The organism is Streptomyces sp. NPDC048419 (assembly GCF_043200415.1).
GTDB lineage: Bacteria > Actinomycetota > Actinomycetes > Streptomycetales > Streptomycetaceae > Streptomyces.
In genome coordinates this window covers 167,647-183,742 of sequence record NZ_JBICXT010000014.1, presented here as the reverse complement: position 1 = coordinate 183,742, position 16,096 = coordinate 167,647, and the positions used below count along the sequence as shown (strand labels likewise).

Below are 16,096 nucleotides of genomic sequence, written 5' to 3'. Positions count from 1 at the left end.
CGGTGACTTCGGCGCCGGCGACGAGCTCGCGGGGGACGCGGTGGACAGCGGCAAGGACAGTCGGACGAGTGGCGGCGACCGGGCGGACCGGCGCGACGAGGCGGTACGGGCCGCCGTGGAACAGGGGCTGCTGGGGCCCGGCACCCCCATCGTGGGGCTGCTCGACGTCACCGGCATCCGGGAGACGGCCGCCGAGCTGCGGTCGGCGTTCGACGCGGTGGTGGCGCCCGGCACGCCGGTGCTGCACGCCTTCGCGGTGAAGGCCACCCCGCTGGTGCCGGTGCTGCGGCTGCTCCACCGGGAGGGCATCGGCGCGGAGGTGGCGAGCCCCGGCGAGCTGGCGCTGGCGCGCGCGGCGGGGATACCGCCGGCCCGGACGGTGCTCGACTCCCCCGCGAAGACCCTGGCCGAGCTGCGCGAGGCACTGGCGCTGGGGATCGCCGTCAACGCGGACAACCCGCAGGAGCTGGACCGCATCGACGGCCTGACGCGGTCGGCGACGAGCCGCTCCCCCCTCGGGATCCGGGTGAACCCGCAGGTCGGCGGCGGGTCGATCGAGGCCACCTCGACCGCGACGGCGACCTCGAAGTTCGGGGTGGCGCTGCGCGACGAAGGGGCGCGGGAGTGGGTCGTGCAGGCGTACGCCAACCGCCCGTGGCTGAGCCGGCTGCACGCGCACACCGGCTCGCAGGGCATCCCGCTGTCGCTGATGGCGCAGGGCGTGGCCGAGACGTACGCGCTCGCCGAGGAGATCAACGGGCGGATCGGGCGCCCGCAGATCGACACGCTCGACATCGGCGGCGGGCTGCCGGTGAACTTCGGCTCGGACGGGACGGCACCGACCTACGCGCAGTACGCGCGGCTGCTGAGCGAGGCGGTGCCGGGGCTTTTCGACGGGCGGTACGGGCTGGTCACCGAGTTCGGGCGCTCCCTGCTCGCCAAGCACGGGACGGTGGTGGCCCGGGTGGAGTACGCCAAGAGCGCGGGCGGGCGGCCGGTCGCGGTCACGCACGCGGGCGTGCAGGTGGCGACGCGGACGGTGTACGCGCCGGGGGCCTGGCCGCTGCGGATCGCCGCGTACGACGGCAAGGGACACCCCAAGGAGGGCCCCGGGGTCGTGCAGGACGTCGCCGGACCGGCCTGCTTCGCGGGTGACCTGCTCGCCGAGGGGCGCGCGCTGCCCCTGCTGGAGCAGGGGGACTACGCGGCGGCACTGGACACGGGTGCGTACTACTTCGCGCACCACTACGCCTACAACTCCCTTGCCCGGCCCGGAATCTACGGCTTCGCGCCGGACGGCGGCGGAGGCGTCGCCTTCGCGACGGTACGGGAGGCGCAGAGCCTCGACGCGATCGTGGCCGAATCCGGAGGGGCGCACGCGAGTGCGCTCACCACCCTCCGCACACCCGGGCGCCGTTGACGCACGCCCGCGGATCTGGTGGTCAACTACTGAAAAATGCAGGCAAGTTGACCCACCTTAGTGCCCCGCCGCAAGTTCCATCGGAAAATGCCAGAACGCTCACCCCTCGCGCACACGTTGCGTAGTTTCGGCGTCACTCAGCCGAACCGCAGGCGGGAGGGGAGCCACGGTGCCCGGAATCGACGAGTGTCTGCTCGAAGCCATGAGGCTGCCCGGTGCCCGGGGGGCCGCATTGATCGACTGGACGAGCGGGCTGGCCCTGGGCACCGTCGGGGAGTCCCCGGGCGGCGACCAGGAGACGGCCGCGGCGGAGGCCGCCGAGATCGCCCGGCTGGCCGCCGAGCAGCACGCGTTCGCACCGGACGACGACCTCGAGGCCGGCGTGGCCGCGGACGCGGACCCCCCGGTCGAGGACCTGATCGTCAGCAACCGGGACAGCTACCACGTGCTGCGGTTCGTGGGGGCCTCCTTCGACGGCAGCGTCTTCCTGCACCTGTGGCTGGCCCGCGCGGAGGGCAACCTGGCGCTGGCCCGCATCCGGCTGGGCGAGATGGCGGAACGGCTGGTGCTGGCATGACCACCGCCCGGACGGCCGAGCCGCCGCGCCTGCCCGTGCGCGACCGGGCGACCGCCCACACGCGCGCGTGGAGCGGCGTCTCGCCGATGCTGACCCGGCTCGCCGCCGAGCGGGCCACCGGGGTGCTGTTCCGCGAGCACGGCACGCTCCACCTCGCCGAGGGCCTGGTCGTGCACGCCGAGAGCCCGTTCGCGCCCGGTCTGGAGGTCCTCCTCACGGCCCGCGGCACCCTCTCCGCCGAGGACTGGCAGCGGGCGCTGAAGGAGACGGACGAGGACCGGGACACCGGCCGTCTCCTGGTCGACGGCGGTCTCCTCGCGCCCGGCACGCTGGAGCTGTGCCGGCTGGCGACCCTGTACGACGCCGCCTACTTCGCCCTCGCGTCCAGCAGCACACCCGGTCGCTTCCGCTACGGCAGCGCGCACCCCGGCCGCCCGGAGCGCCCCGTGCCGGTGGCCGCCCTGGAGCGCGAGACGCTGCGCCGCCGAGACCTCCTGCACCGCATCTGGCCCGACCCGGAGCCGGACACGGCCCCCCTGAACCGCGCGGACCCGGTGGCGGCCCCCGCCCTCACCCGCCGCCAGCGGACGGTGCTGAGCCAGGTGGACGGCGCCCGTACGGCGTCGGACATCGCCCGCACGGTGGGCCGTCTGGCGTTCCACACGCTGGTGGACGTCCGCCGGCTGACGGCGGCGGGGTTCGTGGAGATGCGCCGCGAGCCGCCACCGCCGCCGCCCGACCTCGCTCAGCTGTCGACCGATCCCCACATCACGCTCCTGAAGAGGCTCAGGGATGCGCTGGAGGCCCTTTGAGAGGAGACCCCGGATGTCTGCCGACCCCCACATGCTCGACGAGCTGCGCCGTCTGAGAGCCCGCGTCCCCCAGCTCACGGGCGCGCTCGCGACCGGTGCCGACGGGCGCGTGCTGGCCCAGGACACCCCCGGCGTCGACCCGGACGGTCTCGCCACGCTCATCGAGACCGCGTACGGGGCGGCGGTGAAGCTGGCGGACGCGACAGGGCAGGGGGAGTTCCGCGAACTGCTCGTGCGGGGTGTGTACGGCTACGTCGCGACCTACGCGGCCGGCGACTCGGCCGTGCTGACCTTGCTCGCCCAGGACCGGGTGAACGTCGGGCGGCTCCTGCTGGAGGGCCGGCGGGCGGCCGCCCGTATCACCGAACTCCACGACGGCCGCAGCGCACTCCCGAGCAGGCCGAAGCCGGCCAAGCCCGCCAAACCGCCGGCCAAGACGGCCGCCGCACGGACCAGAACGACCCGCGCGCCACGTACGACGACGACCAACGCGCGCACTGCCACCGAAAGTTGAGAGGAAACCGAGGAACCAGTCATGGCCAACACCGAAACCTGCCTCAAAGAAGCACTCGCCTCCATCGAGGGCGCGACCGGCGTCGCGCTCGTCGACTACACCAGCGGCATGGCGCTGGGCACGATGGGCGGCAGCAAGGGCTTCGACCTGAACGTGGCCGCCGCCGGCAACACCGACGTGGTCCGCGCCAAGATGCGCACGATGGAGCACCTCGGGCTGAAGGGCCAGATCGAGGACATCCTGATCACGCTGAGCGACCAGTACCACCTGATCCGCCTGATCAGCGGGCGCGGCGGCAACGGCCTGTTCCTGTACCTGGTGCTCGACGCCAAGCGCTCCAACCTGGCGATGGCCCGCCACCAGCTGAAGTCGATCGAGGCCGACCTGGAGGTCTGAGTTCAGACGAGCGCCGCGGTGCGGCGCCGCGCCCCGCCCGGGGCCGCGTCGCCCGCCGCGATGCCCGTGCTGCGGTACCCCCTGACCGCCTTGCCGGCCGGGCGGCCGCCGTTCGCGGCGAGCCAGTCCACCCGCACCCACAGCAGAGCCTCCCCGTCCCGCTCGCGCCGTCCGAGCCAGGCGGCCTTGAGCCGCAGACCCGTACCGGCACCGGCGAGCAGCATGCCGCCCGCGGCGGGCACGGCGAACGCGCTCACCAGCGCCACCACGAAGGCCGCGAGCAGCCACCAGCGGTGCCCCAGGCGCCAGTTGCGCACGGTCACCGCACGGTCCTGGAGCACGTCGTGCTTGCCGGCGCGCGCGGCCGACCGCACCAGGGAGAGATAGCGCTTCCGGCGCGCGTACGACGCCACGGCCGCCGCCACGACGAACAGCGCCGCCCCGGCCATCACCCCGATCCTGCGCCCGGTGATCCCCGGCGCCAGCACCCCGACGCCGGCCGCGAACACCCCGGCCCACCACAGCGGTGCGGCTCCGGCCCGTACGACGACCGCCACCCGGCCAGTCCCTGAGCTCCCCGATCTCCGCGTGCCACGTTCCGCCTCCTCGCCGTACGGCACAGCCATCCGGTCGCGCAGGCTAGTGAGCGAACGTGAGACGAGTCTTAAAGCGGTGCCGCCGCGCGGAAGAACGGGGTCACTCCACGAACAGCCCCCGCGCCGCCGCCCGCGCGTCGAACTCCTCCAGGCGGGCCTGCGCGTTCGGCAGGTCGTCGCACATGGCCTCCAGCAGGACCCGGCCCAGCAGCATGGGCGCGCACGCCGTGTCGAAGGCGAGCCCGGTGCCGACCGCTGCGGGCAGGAGCAGGTCGGAGACCTTGGCGACCGGCGCGAAGGCGGAGTCGGCGACGGTCACCACCGTCAGCCCGGCCTCCTTGGCGAAGGCGAGGGTGTCCACGACCTCGCGCGGATGCCGGGGCAGCGCGAAGCACAGCAGGGCGCTCGCCCCGGCCAGTACGGCGGCCTCGATGCGGTCCTGGATCATCGTGCCGCCCTCGTTGAGCAGCCGGACGTCCGGGTGGACCTTGCCCGCGAAGTACGAGAAGCCGTACGCCTGGGAGGCGGCGGCCCGCAGGCCGAGCACGGGCAGCGGCCGGGACGCGGCGAGCAGCCGGCCCGCCCTCTGCACCGGACGCGGGTCGGCCAGCAGTTCCGCGAGGTGCCTCAGGTTCTCGATCTCCGCCTCGACGGCCTGCTGGTACTCGTTGTACGAGCCGGTCTCGGACGCCTGCTCGGCGGGCGCGACCTCGCGCAGATGCCTGCGCAGCGCCGGGTAGCCGTCGAAACCGAGGGCCACGGCGAAGCGGGTCACGGACGGCTGGCTGACCCCGGCGAGCTCGGCCAGCTCCACGCTGGACAGGAAGGGCACGTCGGCGGCCCGCCGCACCATGCTGTGCGCGATGCGCCGCTGGGTCGGCGTCAGCCGGTGCCCCTCGAAGAGCGCCTGCAGCCGCCCCGCAGGACTGTCCCCCACGCTCACATCCCTCTCCCCGCTCATGACCCGCTCCCCCTCCAGATGTCCGTGAACCGGTCCAGCAGTGCGGCCGCCGCCGTCACGTCGTCCGTGAGCGGCCGGTCGGCCTGGTCCTGCGACAGCACCGAGTCGGCGAACTCCAGCGCACGGCCCACCGGCAGGTCCGGCTCGGGCCGCAGACCGCGCTGGCGCAGCGCCCGTACGGCGGCGACGAGTTCGCAGCCGACGACCAGACGGTACGCGCGGCAGGCGCGCAGGGTCTGACGCGCGGCGAGCGAGGCGAAGCTGGCCTGTTCCTCGACGCCCCGGGAGAGTACAGCGTGGCCGAGCGACGCGGGAGCGGAGAAGGCACGCAGGTCGCCGAGGGCGGCCCCGGCCGCGTACTCGAGGATCATCACGCCGGAGGCGGCGGGCTCCTCGTTGGCGAGGAAGGGCCGCAGCCGGGTGAAGCCGGGCTCGTTGAGCGTGGACAGGCGTGAGGTCGACAGCCGGGCCACCTGGGTCACGGCGAGCCTGAAGTGGTCCAGCGAGAGCGCGAGTTGGGCCTGGTAGAAGCCGCCGTGGTGATAGGCCGCCATGTCCTCGGACGAGATCATCGGGTTCTCGGCGGCCGCGTTGATCTCGATGCGGAGGACTTCCTCCAGGTCGTCCGCCGCGTCCAGCGCCGGCCCGTGTATCTGCGGCAGGCAGCGGAAGCCGTACGGGTCCTGGATCCGGCCGAGCGGCGGAGTGGGCCGGTCCGCCGCACCGATCAACTCGCGCATCCGGCGGGCGACTTCGCTGGAACCCCGGTGCGGCCGTGCGGCGTGCACCGGGGCGGCGTAGGCCTCGTGCGAGCCGTCGACGGCCAGCAGCGAGAGCGCGCCGACGACCTGGGTGGCCTGCACCAGGGAACGCAGTTCGTGCAGGGCCAGCGCGGACTGGCCGAGGGTCAGGGCGTTGCTGCTGATGAAGGCCAGCGCGTCGTTGTTGTCGAGCTGCTGGGGCTTGGGCGCGCCCGGCCCCCGCCACGGAGCCTCGCCGGCCAGTGCGAGGGCGGCCTGCGCGAGGGCGGCGATGTCGCCGGTGCCGACCGAGCCGAACTCGTTCACGACCGGGTGGGCGCCGCTCTCCAGCGCCTCGCACAGCGCGGTGACGACGGTGGGCCGCAGGCCGGCGCCGCCCGCGAGCAGCTGGTTGGCGCGGACGGCGAGCATCGCCCGCACCTCCCGCGCGGGCAGCTCGTCGCCGATCGCGCCGGCGTGGCTGCGCAGCAGCCTGAGCCCGTGCTCGGCCGCCGTGTCGGTGGGCACGTCCTCGTTCCGGTTGGCGCCCACGCCGGTGGAGCGGCCGTAGACGCGTCCGGTCGCGGCGATCTGCCGGGCGGCGTCCCAGGACACCGTCACCCGCTTCATCGCGTCGGTGCCGGGCACCGGCCGCGCGGTTCCCTCGGCGAGGCGTACGACGTCGGCGATGCCGAGACCGATCCCGTCGAGGACCACCAGGCAGGTGTGGCCCTGAGACACGACATCCGGAGTGTCCACGATCCGAGACGACATAAAGCTCAAACCCCAATCAATCCGGACATCCGATCTTGATCTGCGGTCATCCGTTACCTCGGATTAACTCCGAACCGTTGACAACCTATTCAGATACCAAGAACTCTGCATGACGTTATACAGCCGGGCAAGGGACAACTCATGATCCAGTTCGACGCGGTCCACAAGCGCTTCCCCAACGGCACGACAGCAGTCCACGATCTCACCCTGGAGATGCCCGAAGCGGGCGTGACCGTCCTCGTCGGATCCTCCGGTTGCGGCAAGACGACCACGCTGCGGATGATCAACCGGATGATCGAGCCGACCTCGGGGACCATCCAGGTCGGCGGCCGGGACGTGACCCGGCAGGACGCCGCGGAGCTGCGCCGCTCCATCGGGTACGTCATCCAGCAGTCGGGCCTGTTCCCGCACCGCACGGTGCTCGACAACATCGCCACCGTGCCGCTCCTGCTCGGCTGGAGCCGGAAGAAGGCACGCGCCCGGGCCGCCGAGCTGCTGGAGACCGTCGGCCTCGCGGCCGACGCGGGCAAGCGGTACCCGCACCAGCTCTCCGGCGGCCAGCAGCAGCGCGTGGGCGTCGCGCGCGCCCTGGCCGCCGACCCGCCGGTGCTCCTGATGGACGAGCCCTTCGGCGCGGTCGACCCGGTGGTGCGCACCCAGCTCCAGGACGAACTGCTGCGTCTGCAGAAGGAGTTGAGCAAGACCATCGTCTTCGTCACGCACGACATCGACGAGGCCGTGCGGCTCGGCGACCAGATCGCCGTGTTCCGCACCGGCGGCCACCTGGTGCAGTGCGCCGCGCCCACCGAGCTCCTCGCCCGCCCCGCCGACGACTTCGTGGCCGACTTCCTCGGCGCCGAGCGCGGCCTGAAGCTGCTGTCGCTGACGGCCCTCGCGGACGTCCCGCAGGGCCCGGCCCCCGAGGGCGGCGCCTGGACCCTCGTGCTCGACGAGGCCCGCAGGCCCCGGCACTGGAAGTCCGCCGGCGCCGAGGTCCCCGTACGGCCGCTGACGGACGGTGACTCCCTGCTGTCGGCGTTGAACGAGTCCGTCGCCTCCCCCACCGGCATGATCGCGCGCGTCGACGCGGCCGGCGTCCTCACCGGCGTCTCCTCCCGCGACGACATCCACGCGCACGCCGGCCGGGCGCACACGGACGCACGGGTGGCCGCATGACCATCGACTGGTCGTGGATAGGCGACCACACCGACGAACTCACCAGCCTGACGGTGTCCCACCTCCAGGCGGCCCTGACCGCCGTCCTGTTCGGCGTGCTGATCTCGCTCCCGCTCGCCGTGATCGCCCACCGCATCCGCCCGCTGCGCGGCTTCCTGCTCGGCTTCTCCAACGTCCTGTTCACGATCCCCTCGATCGCGGTCTTCGTGCTCCTGCTGCCGATCAGCGGACTGACCCGGACCACCACGGTGATCGGCCTGACGGTCTACACCCTGGTCGTGCTGCTGCGGAACACGGTCGAGGGCCTGGACTCGGTGCCCGCGAAGGCCAAGGAGGCGGCCAAGGCGATGGGCACGCGCCCCCTGCGCACGCTCCTGACCGTCGAGTTCCCACTCGCGCTCCCCGTGATCATGGCTGGCGTCCGCATCGCCACGGTCATGTCGATCTCCCTGGTCTCGGTCGCCACCTACATCGGCGACGGCGGCCTCGGCCAGCTCTTCACCGACGGCTTCCAGCGCAACTTCCCGACCCCGGTGATCGTGGGCGTGGTCCTGACGATCCTGCTCGCGGTCGTGGCGGACGCCCTGCTGGTCGCCCTCCAGTACGTGCTGACCCCCTGGCGCAGGAGGCGAGCCTGAGATGTACGAACTCTTCAAGAACCTGGGCACCTGGCTGACCAGCGGCGCCCAGTGGACCGGCCCCGACGGCATCACCCACCGCCTCGCCGAGCATCTGCAGTACTCGCTCCTCGCGACCCTCATCGCGGCCGCGATCGGCCTCCCCCTCGGCCTGCTCATCGGCCACACCGGCAAGGGCGCCTTCGTCGCGATCAACCTCTCGTCCTTCGGCCGCGCGCTGCCCACCGTCGGCCTGGTCGTCCTGGTCTTCCTGGCCGGCGGCCTGTCGATGCTGCCGGTGTACGTGGCCCTGGTCGCCCTCGCCGTCCCGGCCATCGTCACCAACGCCTACGCCGGGATGACGGCCGTCGACCCGGACGTACGGGACGCGGCACGCGGCCAGGGCATGCGCGGCCACCAGGTCCTCCTCCAGGTCGAACTGCCGCTCGCGCTGCCGCTGATCATGACGGGCCTGCGGCTGGCGCTGATCCAGGTCGTGGCCACCGCCACGATCGCCGCGTACGTCTCCTTCGGGGGCCTGGGCCGCTACGTCTTCGACGGCCTCGCCCAGCGCGACCTGGTGCAGGTGCTCGGCGGCGCGGTGCTGGTCGCCGTGGTCGCCGTCGTCCTGGACCTGGCCCTCTCCGGCCTCCAGCGCTTCCTCTTCCGCCACCGCACCGCCTAGGGGCCTCAGACCATGAACCGACGCACTCTCCTCGGCGGCCTGTTCGCGGCCGCCTCCGTCCCCGCCCTCTCCGCCTGCGCGGGCGGCGTCACCTCCCTCGACGGCCAGGGCTCCGCCTCCGGCGGCGGCGGCTCCAGCAAGGGCGGAGTCACCATCGGCACCGCCAACTTCACCGAGAACCAGGTGCTGGGCTACCTCTACGCGGCCGTGCTGAAGCAGTCCGGCGTGAAGGTCACCGTCCGCCCCAACCTCGGCACCCGCGAGATCGTGATCCCCGCCCTCAGGAGCGGCGACATCGACCTCCTGCCCGAGTACCAGGGCGCGCTCCTCAACTACCTCGACCCGAAGTCCACCGCCGCGGAGGAGGGCGCGATGCAGAACGCCCTGGCCCTGGCACTGCCCAAGGGCCTGCAGATCCTGCCCTACGGCACGGCCGAGGACTCCGACGCCTTCGTGGTCACCCGTGAGACGGCGAAGAGGTACGGCCTGACCTCGCTGGCCGATCTCAGGAAGCAGAACGGCAAGCTGGTCGTCGGCGCCGCCCCCGAGGTGAAGAAGCGCCGGGTGGGCGCGGTCGGCCTGAAGGACGTCTACGGCGTCGAGTTCAAGGAGTTCAAGTCGCTCGACTCGGACGGCCCGCTGGTCAAGGGCGCCCTGAAGAAGGGCGACGTGGACGTGGCGAACCTCTTCACCACCGACACCGACATCGAGGCCAACGGCTGGGTGGTGCTGACCGACCCCGAGAACCTGATCCCCAGCCAGCACATCGTGCCGCTGGTCGCCGACCGCAAGGCCGACGACACCGTCCGCAAGGCGCTCGCCCGCCTCGGCAACGCCTTGACCACGGCCCAGCTCACCGAGCTCAACCGCCTGGTCGACAAGGACAAGAAGGACCCCGAGGAGGTGGCCGACGCCTACGCCAAGCAGCACGGCCTGGCGAAGTGACCTGCGGGGGTGTCCCGGGCGGCGGGACACCCCCGCCCCGAACAGGGGGGCTAACCCCAGTGCGGGACTCCTCCGGGCTCCTTACCGTTGTCTTCCATGACGGGAATGGAGACCGGTATGGACGCGCGGGACGCCGAGCTCAAGAAGGAACTGAACGCCACCCTGCAGGCGCGCAGGGAACTCGGCCAGGAGTACGAGTCCGCACTGGTCGACTCGTTCCTGGAGAAGGTCGACCAGCGCATCGACGGCGCGGTCGAGCGCCGGGTACGCAGGCAGCTGGCCGAGCAGCAGATGGTGGTGGCCCGGGGCTCCCGGGCGCCCCGGTCGAGCGACACCTGGGGTGAGCGCTTCGGCTTCGGCCTGGTCTCGCTGGTGCTCGCGATCCCGCTCTCCGCGATCGGCGGCTCGCTCGGCAACCTGCCCGGCCTGTTCGCCACCTGGGCGGGCATCGTCGGCGTCAACTTCGTCCAGGCCGCCCGCAGCAACCCCGACCTCTTCGGCCGCCGCGGGCGGGACAAGGGCGGGGACCGCTGGGAGGAATGAGGAAGTCGTGCGCGGGGACCGCCGCACCCCCGCGAACGGGGGGCGGGACGACGGCGGTCCCCGCGAGGGACGCTGACCGGTCAGGCCGGTACTCGCGTCCGGGCGTCCATGGAGGTCCGGGAGCCGCTCCGGAGGTCCTTGGACGTTCGGCGCCGGCCCGGGCGGGGAGCCTCCCCCGCCCTGCCGACACCCCTAATGTGCAGGACCCGTGTTAAGCGTGTGCTGCGTGGACGTGACGCCCTCGTACCACTTCCGCGAAGTCCGCGAACGTTGTCGACAGGCACAACTTCCCTGCGGTCACCGGCGGTTCACCCGGGGTTCGCCGCTACTTCCCCTTGGCCAGGAAGGCCAGCAGGTCCTGGCGGCCGATCACGCCCGTCGGCTTGCCCTCGACGAGGACGATCGCCGCGTCCGCTCGGCCCAGCACGGACATCAGGTCCGCGACCGGCTCGCCGGAGCCGACCTGCGGCAGCGGGGCGGACATGTGCTTCTCCAGCGGGTCCTCCAGGGAGGCGCGCTTGGCGAACAGGGCGTCGAGCAGCTCCCGTTCCACCACCGAGCCGACGACCTCGGCGGCCATGACGTCCGGGTGGCCGGCGCCCGGCTTCACGATCGGCATCTGCGAGACGCCGTACTCGCGCAGCACCTCGATGGCCTCCCCGACGGTCTCGTCCGGGTGCATGTGGACGAGGGACGGGATGGCGCCGTGCTCCTTGTCGTTCAGGACGTCGCCGACGCGGGCGCTCGGGCCCGTGTCCTCGAGGAAGCCGTAGTCGGCCATCCACTCGTCGTTGAAGATCTTGCTGAGGTACCCGCGGCCGCTGTCGGGCAGCAGCACCACCACGACGTCGTCCTCGCCGAGCCGCGCGGCGACCTCCAGCGCCGCGACGACCGCCATCCCGCAGGAGCCGCCGACCAGCAGCCCCTCCTCCTTGGCCAGCCGGCGGGTCATCTGGAAGGAGTCCTTGTCGGACACCGCGACGATCTCGTCGGCCACGGTCCGGTCGTAGGCGGTCGGCCAGAAGTCCTCACCGACGCCCTCGACGAGATACGGCCGCCCGGAGCCGCCGGAGTACACGGACCCCTCGGGGTCGGCGCCGACGACCTGGACCCTGCCGTCGCTGGCGTCCTTCAGATAGCGGCCGGTGCCCGAGATGGTCCCGCCGGTGCCCACGCCCGCCACGAAGTGGGTGATCCGCCCCTCCGTCTGCTTCCACAGCTCGGGGCCCGTGGAGTGGTAGTGGGAGAGCGGGTTGTTGGGGTTGGAGTACTGGTCCGGCTTCCAGGCGCCGGGCGTCTCGCGAACCAGCCGGTCGGAGACGTTGTAGTACGAGTCCGGGTGCTCGGGGTCCACGGCGGTCGGGCAGACGACCACCTCGGCGCCGTACGCCCGCAGCACGTTGATCTTGTCGGTGCTCACCTTGTCGGGGCACACGAAGATGCACTTGTACCCCTTCTGCTGCGCCACGATGGCGAGGCCGACGCCGGTGTTGCCACTGGTCGGCTCGACGATGGTGCCGCCCGGCTTCAGCTCCCCGCTCTTCTCGGCCGCCTCGATCATGCGCAGGGCGATGCGGTCCTTCACCGAGCCGCCCGGATTGAAGTACTCGACCTTGGCCAGGACGGTGGCCCTGATGCCCTGGGTCACGCTGTTGAGCCTCACCAGCGGGGTGTTGCCGACGAGGCTGATCATCGAGTCGTGGAATTGCACCGTTGTCTCCGGATGCTTGCAAAAGATGTGGCTGTGATGGTTCCGCCAGCCTACGGCTCACAGGGGTCCGGCACGCGCCGTTGAGATTGGCGGACGGTCGGTACGGGGCAAGGAGTGGATGTACGGCTAGCAGGAGGTGGCGGCGGCGTATGACGAGCATGTCGAGGGCGAGGGTGGCCCGGCGGATCGCGGCCGGTGCGGCGTTCGGCGGTGGCGGGATCGGGCTGGCCGGCGCGGCCACCGTGGGACTGCTGCTGGCGGAGGTCCACATGGCCAGGCGGCACGTGGGCAACGGCACCAGCGGACGCGTCCCGGTGGCGGACGGCCTGTACGGCACGGCCTACACAGCCCCCGACGAACAGCCCCTGCGCCTGACGATGCTCGGCGACTCCACGGCCGCGGGCCAGGGCGTCCACCGCGCGGGCCAGACACCCGGGGCGCTGCTCGCCTCGGGCCTCGCGGCGGTGGCCGAGCGCCCGGTGGAGCTGCACAACGTGGCCCTCCCGGGGGCCATGTCCGACGACCTGGACCGCCAGGTGGCCCTGGTCCTGGCGAACCCGGCCCGCACCCCCGACGTCTGCGTGATCATGATCGGCGCGAACGACGTCACCCACCGCATGCCGCCGACCCGCTCCGTGCGCCATCTCTCCTCGACGGTGCGGCGGCTGCGCACGGCCGGCGCGGAAGTGGTCGTCGGCACCTGCCCCGACCTGGGAACGGTGGAACGCGTCCAGCAGCCGCTGCGCTGGCTGGCCCGCCGGTCCTCCCGCCAGCTCGCCGCGGCCCAGACGATCGGCACCGTCGAACAGGGTGGCCGCACGGTGTCGCTGGGCGATCTGCTCGGCCCCGAGTTCGAGGCCAACCCCCGCGAGCTCTTCGGCCCCGACAACTACCACCCCTCGGCGGAGGGCTACGCGACGGCCGCCATGGCCGTCCTCCCGACGGTCTGCGCGACCCTCGGCCTGTGGCCGGCCGATGAGGAGCGCCCCGACGTCTCCCGGCGCGAGGGCTTCCTCCCGGTCGCCCGGGCGGCGGCGGAGGCCGCGTCCGAGGCGGGCACGGAGGTCACGGCGGCGATGCCGACGGGGCCGCGGGGTCCATGGGCGCTGCTCAAGCGCAGGCGCAGGCGCCGGGTGCAGGAGCCGGAGACGGCGCCGTCCCGCACCAGGCTGTCAGGGGGTGCCGCCTCCGGCGGAGCGTGAGCAAAGCAAGCGCTTAGAAAACTGCGGCCAGGGTCACACCGCGCTACCCGTGACCCTGACCATACGTACGGGTAACTTCCCAAGCAGCCCTGCCCATCCCCACACGTACGCCAATGGAGCCGTGATGCCCGAAGCCGTGATCGTCTCGACCGCCCGCTCTCCCATCGGCCGCGCCTTCAAGGGCTCTCTCAAGGATCTGCGCCCCGACGACCTCACCGCCACGATCATCCAGGCCGCCCTCGCCAAGGTCCCCGAGCTGGACCCGAAGGACATCGAGGACCTGATGCTCGGCTGCGGCCTCCCCGGCGGCGAGCAGGGCAACAACCTCGGCCGCATCGTGGCCGTGCAGATGGGAATGGACCACCTCCCGGGCTGCACCGTCACCCGGTACTGCTCCTCCTCCCTGCAGACCTCCCGCATGGCCCTGCACGCCATCAAGGCCGGCGAGGGCGACGTCTTCATCTCGGCCGGCGTCGAGATGGTCTCCCGGTACGTGAAGGGGAACTCCGACAGCCTCCCCGACACGCACAACCCCCTCTTCGCCGAGGCCGAGGCCCGCACCGCCGAGGTCGCCGCACAGGAGGGCACCACCTGGCACGACCCGCGCGAGGACGGCCTGGTCCCCGACCCCTACATCGCGATGGGGCAGACCGCCGAGAACCTGGCCCGCGTCAAGGGCGTCACCCGCCAGGACATGGACGAGTTCGGCGTCCGCTCGCAGAACCTCGCCGAGGAAGCCATCAAGAACGGCTTCTGGGAACGCGAGATCACCCCGGTGACCCTCCCCGACGGCACGGTCGTCTCCAAGGACGACGGCCCGCGCGCCGGCGTCAGCATGGAAGGCGTCTCCGGCCTCAAGCCGGTCTTCCGCCCCGACGGCATGGTCACCGCGGGCAACTGCTGCCCGCTGAACGACGGTGCGGCGGCCGTGGTCATCATGAGCGACACCAAGGCGCGCGAGCTCGGCCTCACCCCGCTCGCGCGCATCGTGTCCACCGGCGTCTCGGGCCTGTCCCCCGAGATCATGGGCCTCGGCCCGGTCGAGGCGAGCAACCAGGCCCTCAAGCGGGCGGGACTCACCATCGACGACATCGACCTGGCCGAGATCAACGAGGCGTTCGCCGCCCAGGTGATCCCCTCCTACCGCGACCTCGGCATCCCGCTGGAGAAGCTGAACGTGAACGGCGGCGCCATCGCCGTCGGCCACCCCTTCGGCATGACCGGAGCCCGCATCACCGGCACGCTCATCAACTCCCTCCAGTTCCACGACAAGCAGTTCGGTCTGGAGACGATGTGTGTCGGCGGCGGCCAGGGCATGGCGATGGTGATCGAGCGCCTCAGCTGAACCTCTCGGTAACCGCCGTAGCACACACCGTGAGTTGACGGCCCGGAGTCCGGGAATCCCCCGGCCTCCGGGTCGTTTTGTGATCCAATCTCCCCCAGGATGTGACCTATCTCCCTTGGGGAGGGGATCTACGCAGGTCAGCGCCGTTACGCCAGTAAACGCAGGACCCAAAGTCCTGCCCGTTTCGTGACGTTACGCACTGACAGCTGGTTAGTCCGCCCTTCAAGCTGATGTAGGAAGTCGGGGGTCGACTTTGAACCGGGAGTACGTCAGTGAGCGCCATGCCGATCGCCTTGTTGGTCATCACGGCCGCCACCGGCGCCGTGGGTGTCGCCGTCCTGCGCACGCTCATGGTGCTGCGTCGTGAGGTCGCGGTACTGCACACCCAGCTCGCCGAGCACAACTCCGCGCGCGGTCTCGTACCGGCCGCCCGCTCCGCCGAGACCGACGAGATACGCGCCGCGGTGGCCGCGGCGCTCGCCGAGGAGCGTGAGCGCGAGCTCGCCGAGGCGCGGGCCTTCTGGGCCGCGCAGGAGGCCCGTGACGCCTCCGACGCGCCTTCGCTGCTGGGCCTGCCCGACAGTGAGCTGTTCCTGCCCCGGCAGGCCGATTTCGTGGGCCTGGAGCCGGTGAGCGAGCCGACCGCGGACGCCGACGAGTTCACGGGCGAGTCGCCCGAACTGGCCGCCGCCCGCCGCCGCCACCCCTCCCACCCGGACTTCGTCCCGGTCCAGTCACCGGTCGTGAACGACCATGAGCGCACGGTGGCCACCCTGGAGGAACTGGCCTCGTCCCGCGTCGAGCTGGCCGACGTCCGCCCGGGCCCGCTGGGCACCCTCGACGTCTACGTCTTCGCCGACGGCACCACGCTGTGCATGACGCCGGGCCACCGTGAGACCGCCGAGCGCCTCGCGGCAGCCCTCCGCTCCGGGGAGACCCCGGTCCTCCTGGGCGGCTCGGGCATCTCGGGCGCGTACACGCTGACGTTCGAGTGCGGCGCGGACAATGTCTACATCCTGGCGGACAGGGTCATCGCGTCCCTTTAGGGGCGCGGGGAACTGCGCGACCAGCCACGACGGACC

The 16,096-nt window shown here is 72.1% G+C and carries 17 protein-coding genes; 13 read left to right on the top strand and 4 right to left on the bottom strand.

All coding sequences use genetic code 11. The annotated features are described in order from the left end of the window. Positions 1 to 40 precede the first annotated feature (40 nt). The 5 genes from ACGFYN_RS27810 (at position 41) to ACGFYN_RS27790 (ending at position 3,719) form a co-directional block, all read left to right on the top strand. Positions 41 to 1,420 (top strand): diaminopimelate decarboxylase, encoded by a 1,380-nt coding sequence (locus ACGFYN_RS27810; RefSeq protein WP_393868661.1) that lies wholly within the window; start codon positions 41 to 43, stop codon positions 1,418 to 1,420. A gap of 169 nt (positions 1,421 to 1,589) precedes the next feature. Next, a complete protein-coding gene (locus tag ACGFYN_RS27805; RefSeq protein ID WP_393868601.1) occupies positions 1,590 to 1,997 on the top strand; it encodes a hypothetical protein in 408 nt (135 codons plus the stop codon). Further along, positions 1,994 to 2,809, top strand: a complete 816-nt coding sequence (locus ACGFYN_RS27800) for a transcriptional regulator (protein ID WP_393868600.1) — start codon at positions 1,994 to 1,996, stop codon at positions 2,807 to 2,809. The genes ACGFYN_RS27805 and ACGFYN_RS27800 overlap by 4 nt, the downstream gene beginning before the upstream one ends. Positions 2,810 to 2,822: 13 nt before the next feature. Then, positions 2,823 to 3,323, top strand: coding sequence for a roadblock/LC7 domain-containing protein (locus ACGFYN_RS27795; protein ID WP_393868599.1), 501 nt, complete (start codon positions 2,823 to 2,825; stop codon positions 3,321 to 3,323). Positions 3,324 to 3,344: 21 nt separating this feature from the next. Beyond that, on the top strand, positions 3,345 to 3,719 hold the full coding sequence (locus ACGFYN_RS27790) for a hypothetical protein (RefSeq protein ID WP_393868598.1): 375 nt from the start codon (positions 3,345 to 3,347) through the stop codon (positions 3,717 to 3,719). A 2-nt stretch (positions 3,720 to 3,721) separates the two neighbouring features. Here ACGFYN_RS27790 and ACGFYN_RS27785 read toward each other — a convergent pair whose 3' ends face one another. The 3 genes from ACGFYN_RS27785 to ACGFYN_RS27775 form a co-directional block, all read right to left on the bottom strand. Then, complete coding sequence (locus ACGFYN_RS27785) at positions 3,722 to 4,276, bottom strand: hypothetical protein (RefSeq protein WP_393868597.1); 555 nt, start codon at positions 4,274 to 4,276, stop codon at positions 3,722 to 3,724. Between the two features lie 139 nt (positions 4,277 to 4,415). Beyond that, positions 4,416 to 5,276, bottom strand: coding sequence for a MurR/RpiR family transcriptional regulator (locus ACGFYN_RS27780; RefSeq protein WP_393868596.1), 861 nt, complete (start codon positions 5,274 to 5,276; stop codon positions 4,416 to 4,418). Continuing rightward, a complete protein-coding gene (locus ACGFYN_RS27775; protein WP_393868595.1) occupies positions 5,273 to 6,790 on the bottom strand; it encodes an aromatic amino acid ammonia-lyase in 1,518 nt (505 codons plus the stop codon). Before ACGFYN_RS27775 ends, ACGFYN_RS27780 begins: the two co-directional genes overlap by 4 nt. A 141-nt stretch (positions 6,791 to 6,931) precedes the next feature. Between ACGFYN_RS27775 and ACGFYN_RS27770 the strand changes: the two genes are divergently transcribed. From ACGFYN_RS27770 to ACGFYN_RS27750, 5 genes are all read left to right on the top strand, one after another. Further along, positions 6,932 to 7,966: an ABC transporter ATP-binding protein gene (locus ACGFYN_RS27770; RefSeq protein WP_393868594.1), complete on the top strand. Its 1,035-nt coding sequence runs from the start codon at positions 6,932 to 6,934 to the stop codon at positions 7,964 to 7,966. Beyond that, entirely contained in the window at positions 7,963 to 8,604 is a 642-nt protein-coding gene (locus ACGFYN_RS27765) for an ABC transporter permease (protein WP_393868593.1), read from the top strand. The genes ACGFYN_RS27770 and ACGFYN_RS27765 overlap by 4 nt, the downstream gene beginning before the upstream one ends. Before the next feature lies 1 nt (position 8,605). Beyond that, the gene (locus ACGFYN_RS27760; protein WP_393868592.1) at positions 8,606 to 9,268 is read left to right on the top strand and encodes an ABC transporter permease; all 663 of its coding nucleotides are present in this window, start codon (positions 8,606 to 8,608) and stop codon (positions 9,266 to 9,268) included. Positions 9,269 to 9,280: 12 nt separating this feature from the next. After that, the gene (locus ACGFYN_RS27755; RefSeq protein WP_393868591.1) at positions 9,281 to 10,213 is read left to right on the top strand and encodes an ABC transporter substrate-binding protein; all 933 of its coding nucleotides are present in this window, start codon (positions 9,281 to 9,283) and stop codon (positions 10,211 to 10,213) included. 117 nt (positions 10,214 to 10,330) lie between these two features. Continuing rightward, positions 10,331 to 10,756 (top strand): hypothetical protein, encoded by a 426-nt coding sequence (locus ACGFYN_RS27750; RefSeq protein WP_393868660.1) that lies wholly within the window; start codon positions 10,331 to 10,333, stop codon positions 10,754 to 10,756. Between the two features lie 325 nt (positions 10,757 to 11,081). On the opposite strand, the gene ACGFYN_RS27745 is transcribed toward ACGFYN_RS27750, so the two are convergent. After that, on the bottom strand, positions 11,082 to 12,467 hold the full coding sequence (locus ACGFYN_RS27745) for a cystathionine beta-synthase (RefSeq protein ID WP_393868590.1): 1,386 nt from the start codon (positions 12,465 to 12,467) through the stop codon (positions 11,082 to 11,084). Between the two features lie 149 nt (positions 12,468 to 12,616). Between ACGFYN_RS27745 and ACGFYN_RS27740 the strand changes: the two genes are divergently transcribed. The 3 genes from ACGFYN_RS27740 to ACGFYN_RS27730 all read left to right on the top strand — a co-directional run bounded on the left by ACGFYN_RS27740 (position 12,617) and on the right by ACGFYN_RS27730 (position 16,060). Further along, complete coding sequence (locus ACGFYN_RS27740) at positions 12,617 to 13,669, top strand: SGNH/GDSL hydrolase family protein (RefSeq protein ID WP_393868589.1); 1,053 nt, start codon at positions 12,617 to 12,619, stop codon at positions 13,667 to 13,669. A 124-nt stretch (positions 13,670 to 13,793) separates the two neighbouring features. After that, entirely contained in the window at positions 13,794 to 15,014 is a 1,221-nt protein-coding gene (locus tag ACGFYN_RS27735; RefSeq protein ID WP_393868588.1) for an acetyl-CoA C-acetyltransferase, read from the top strand. Between the two features lie 272 nt (positions 15,015 to 15,286). Beyond that, positions 15,287 to 16,060, top strand: a complete 774-nt coding sequence (locus tag ACGFYN_RS27730; protein ID WP_393868587.1) for a hypothetical protein — start codon at positions 15,287 to 15,289, stop codon at positions 16,058 to 16,060. Positions 16,061 to 16,096: the final 36 nt, after the last annotated feature.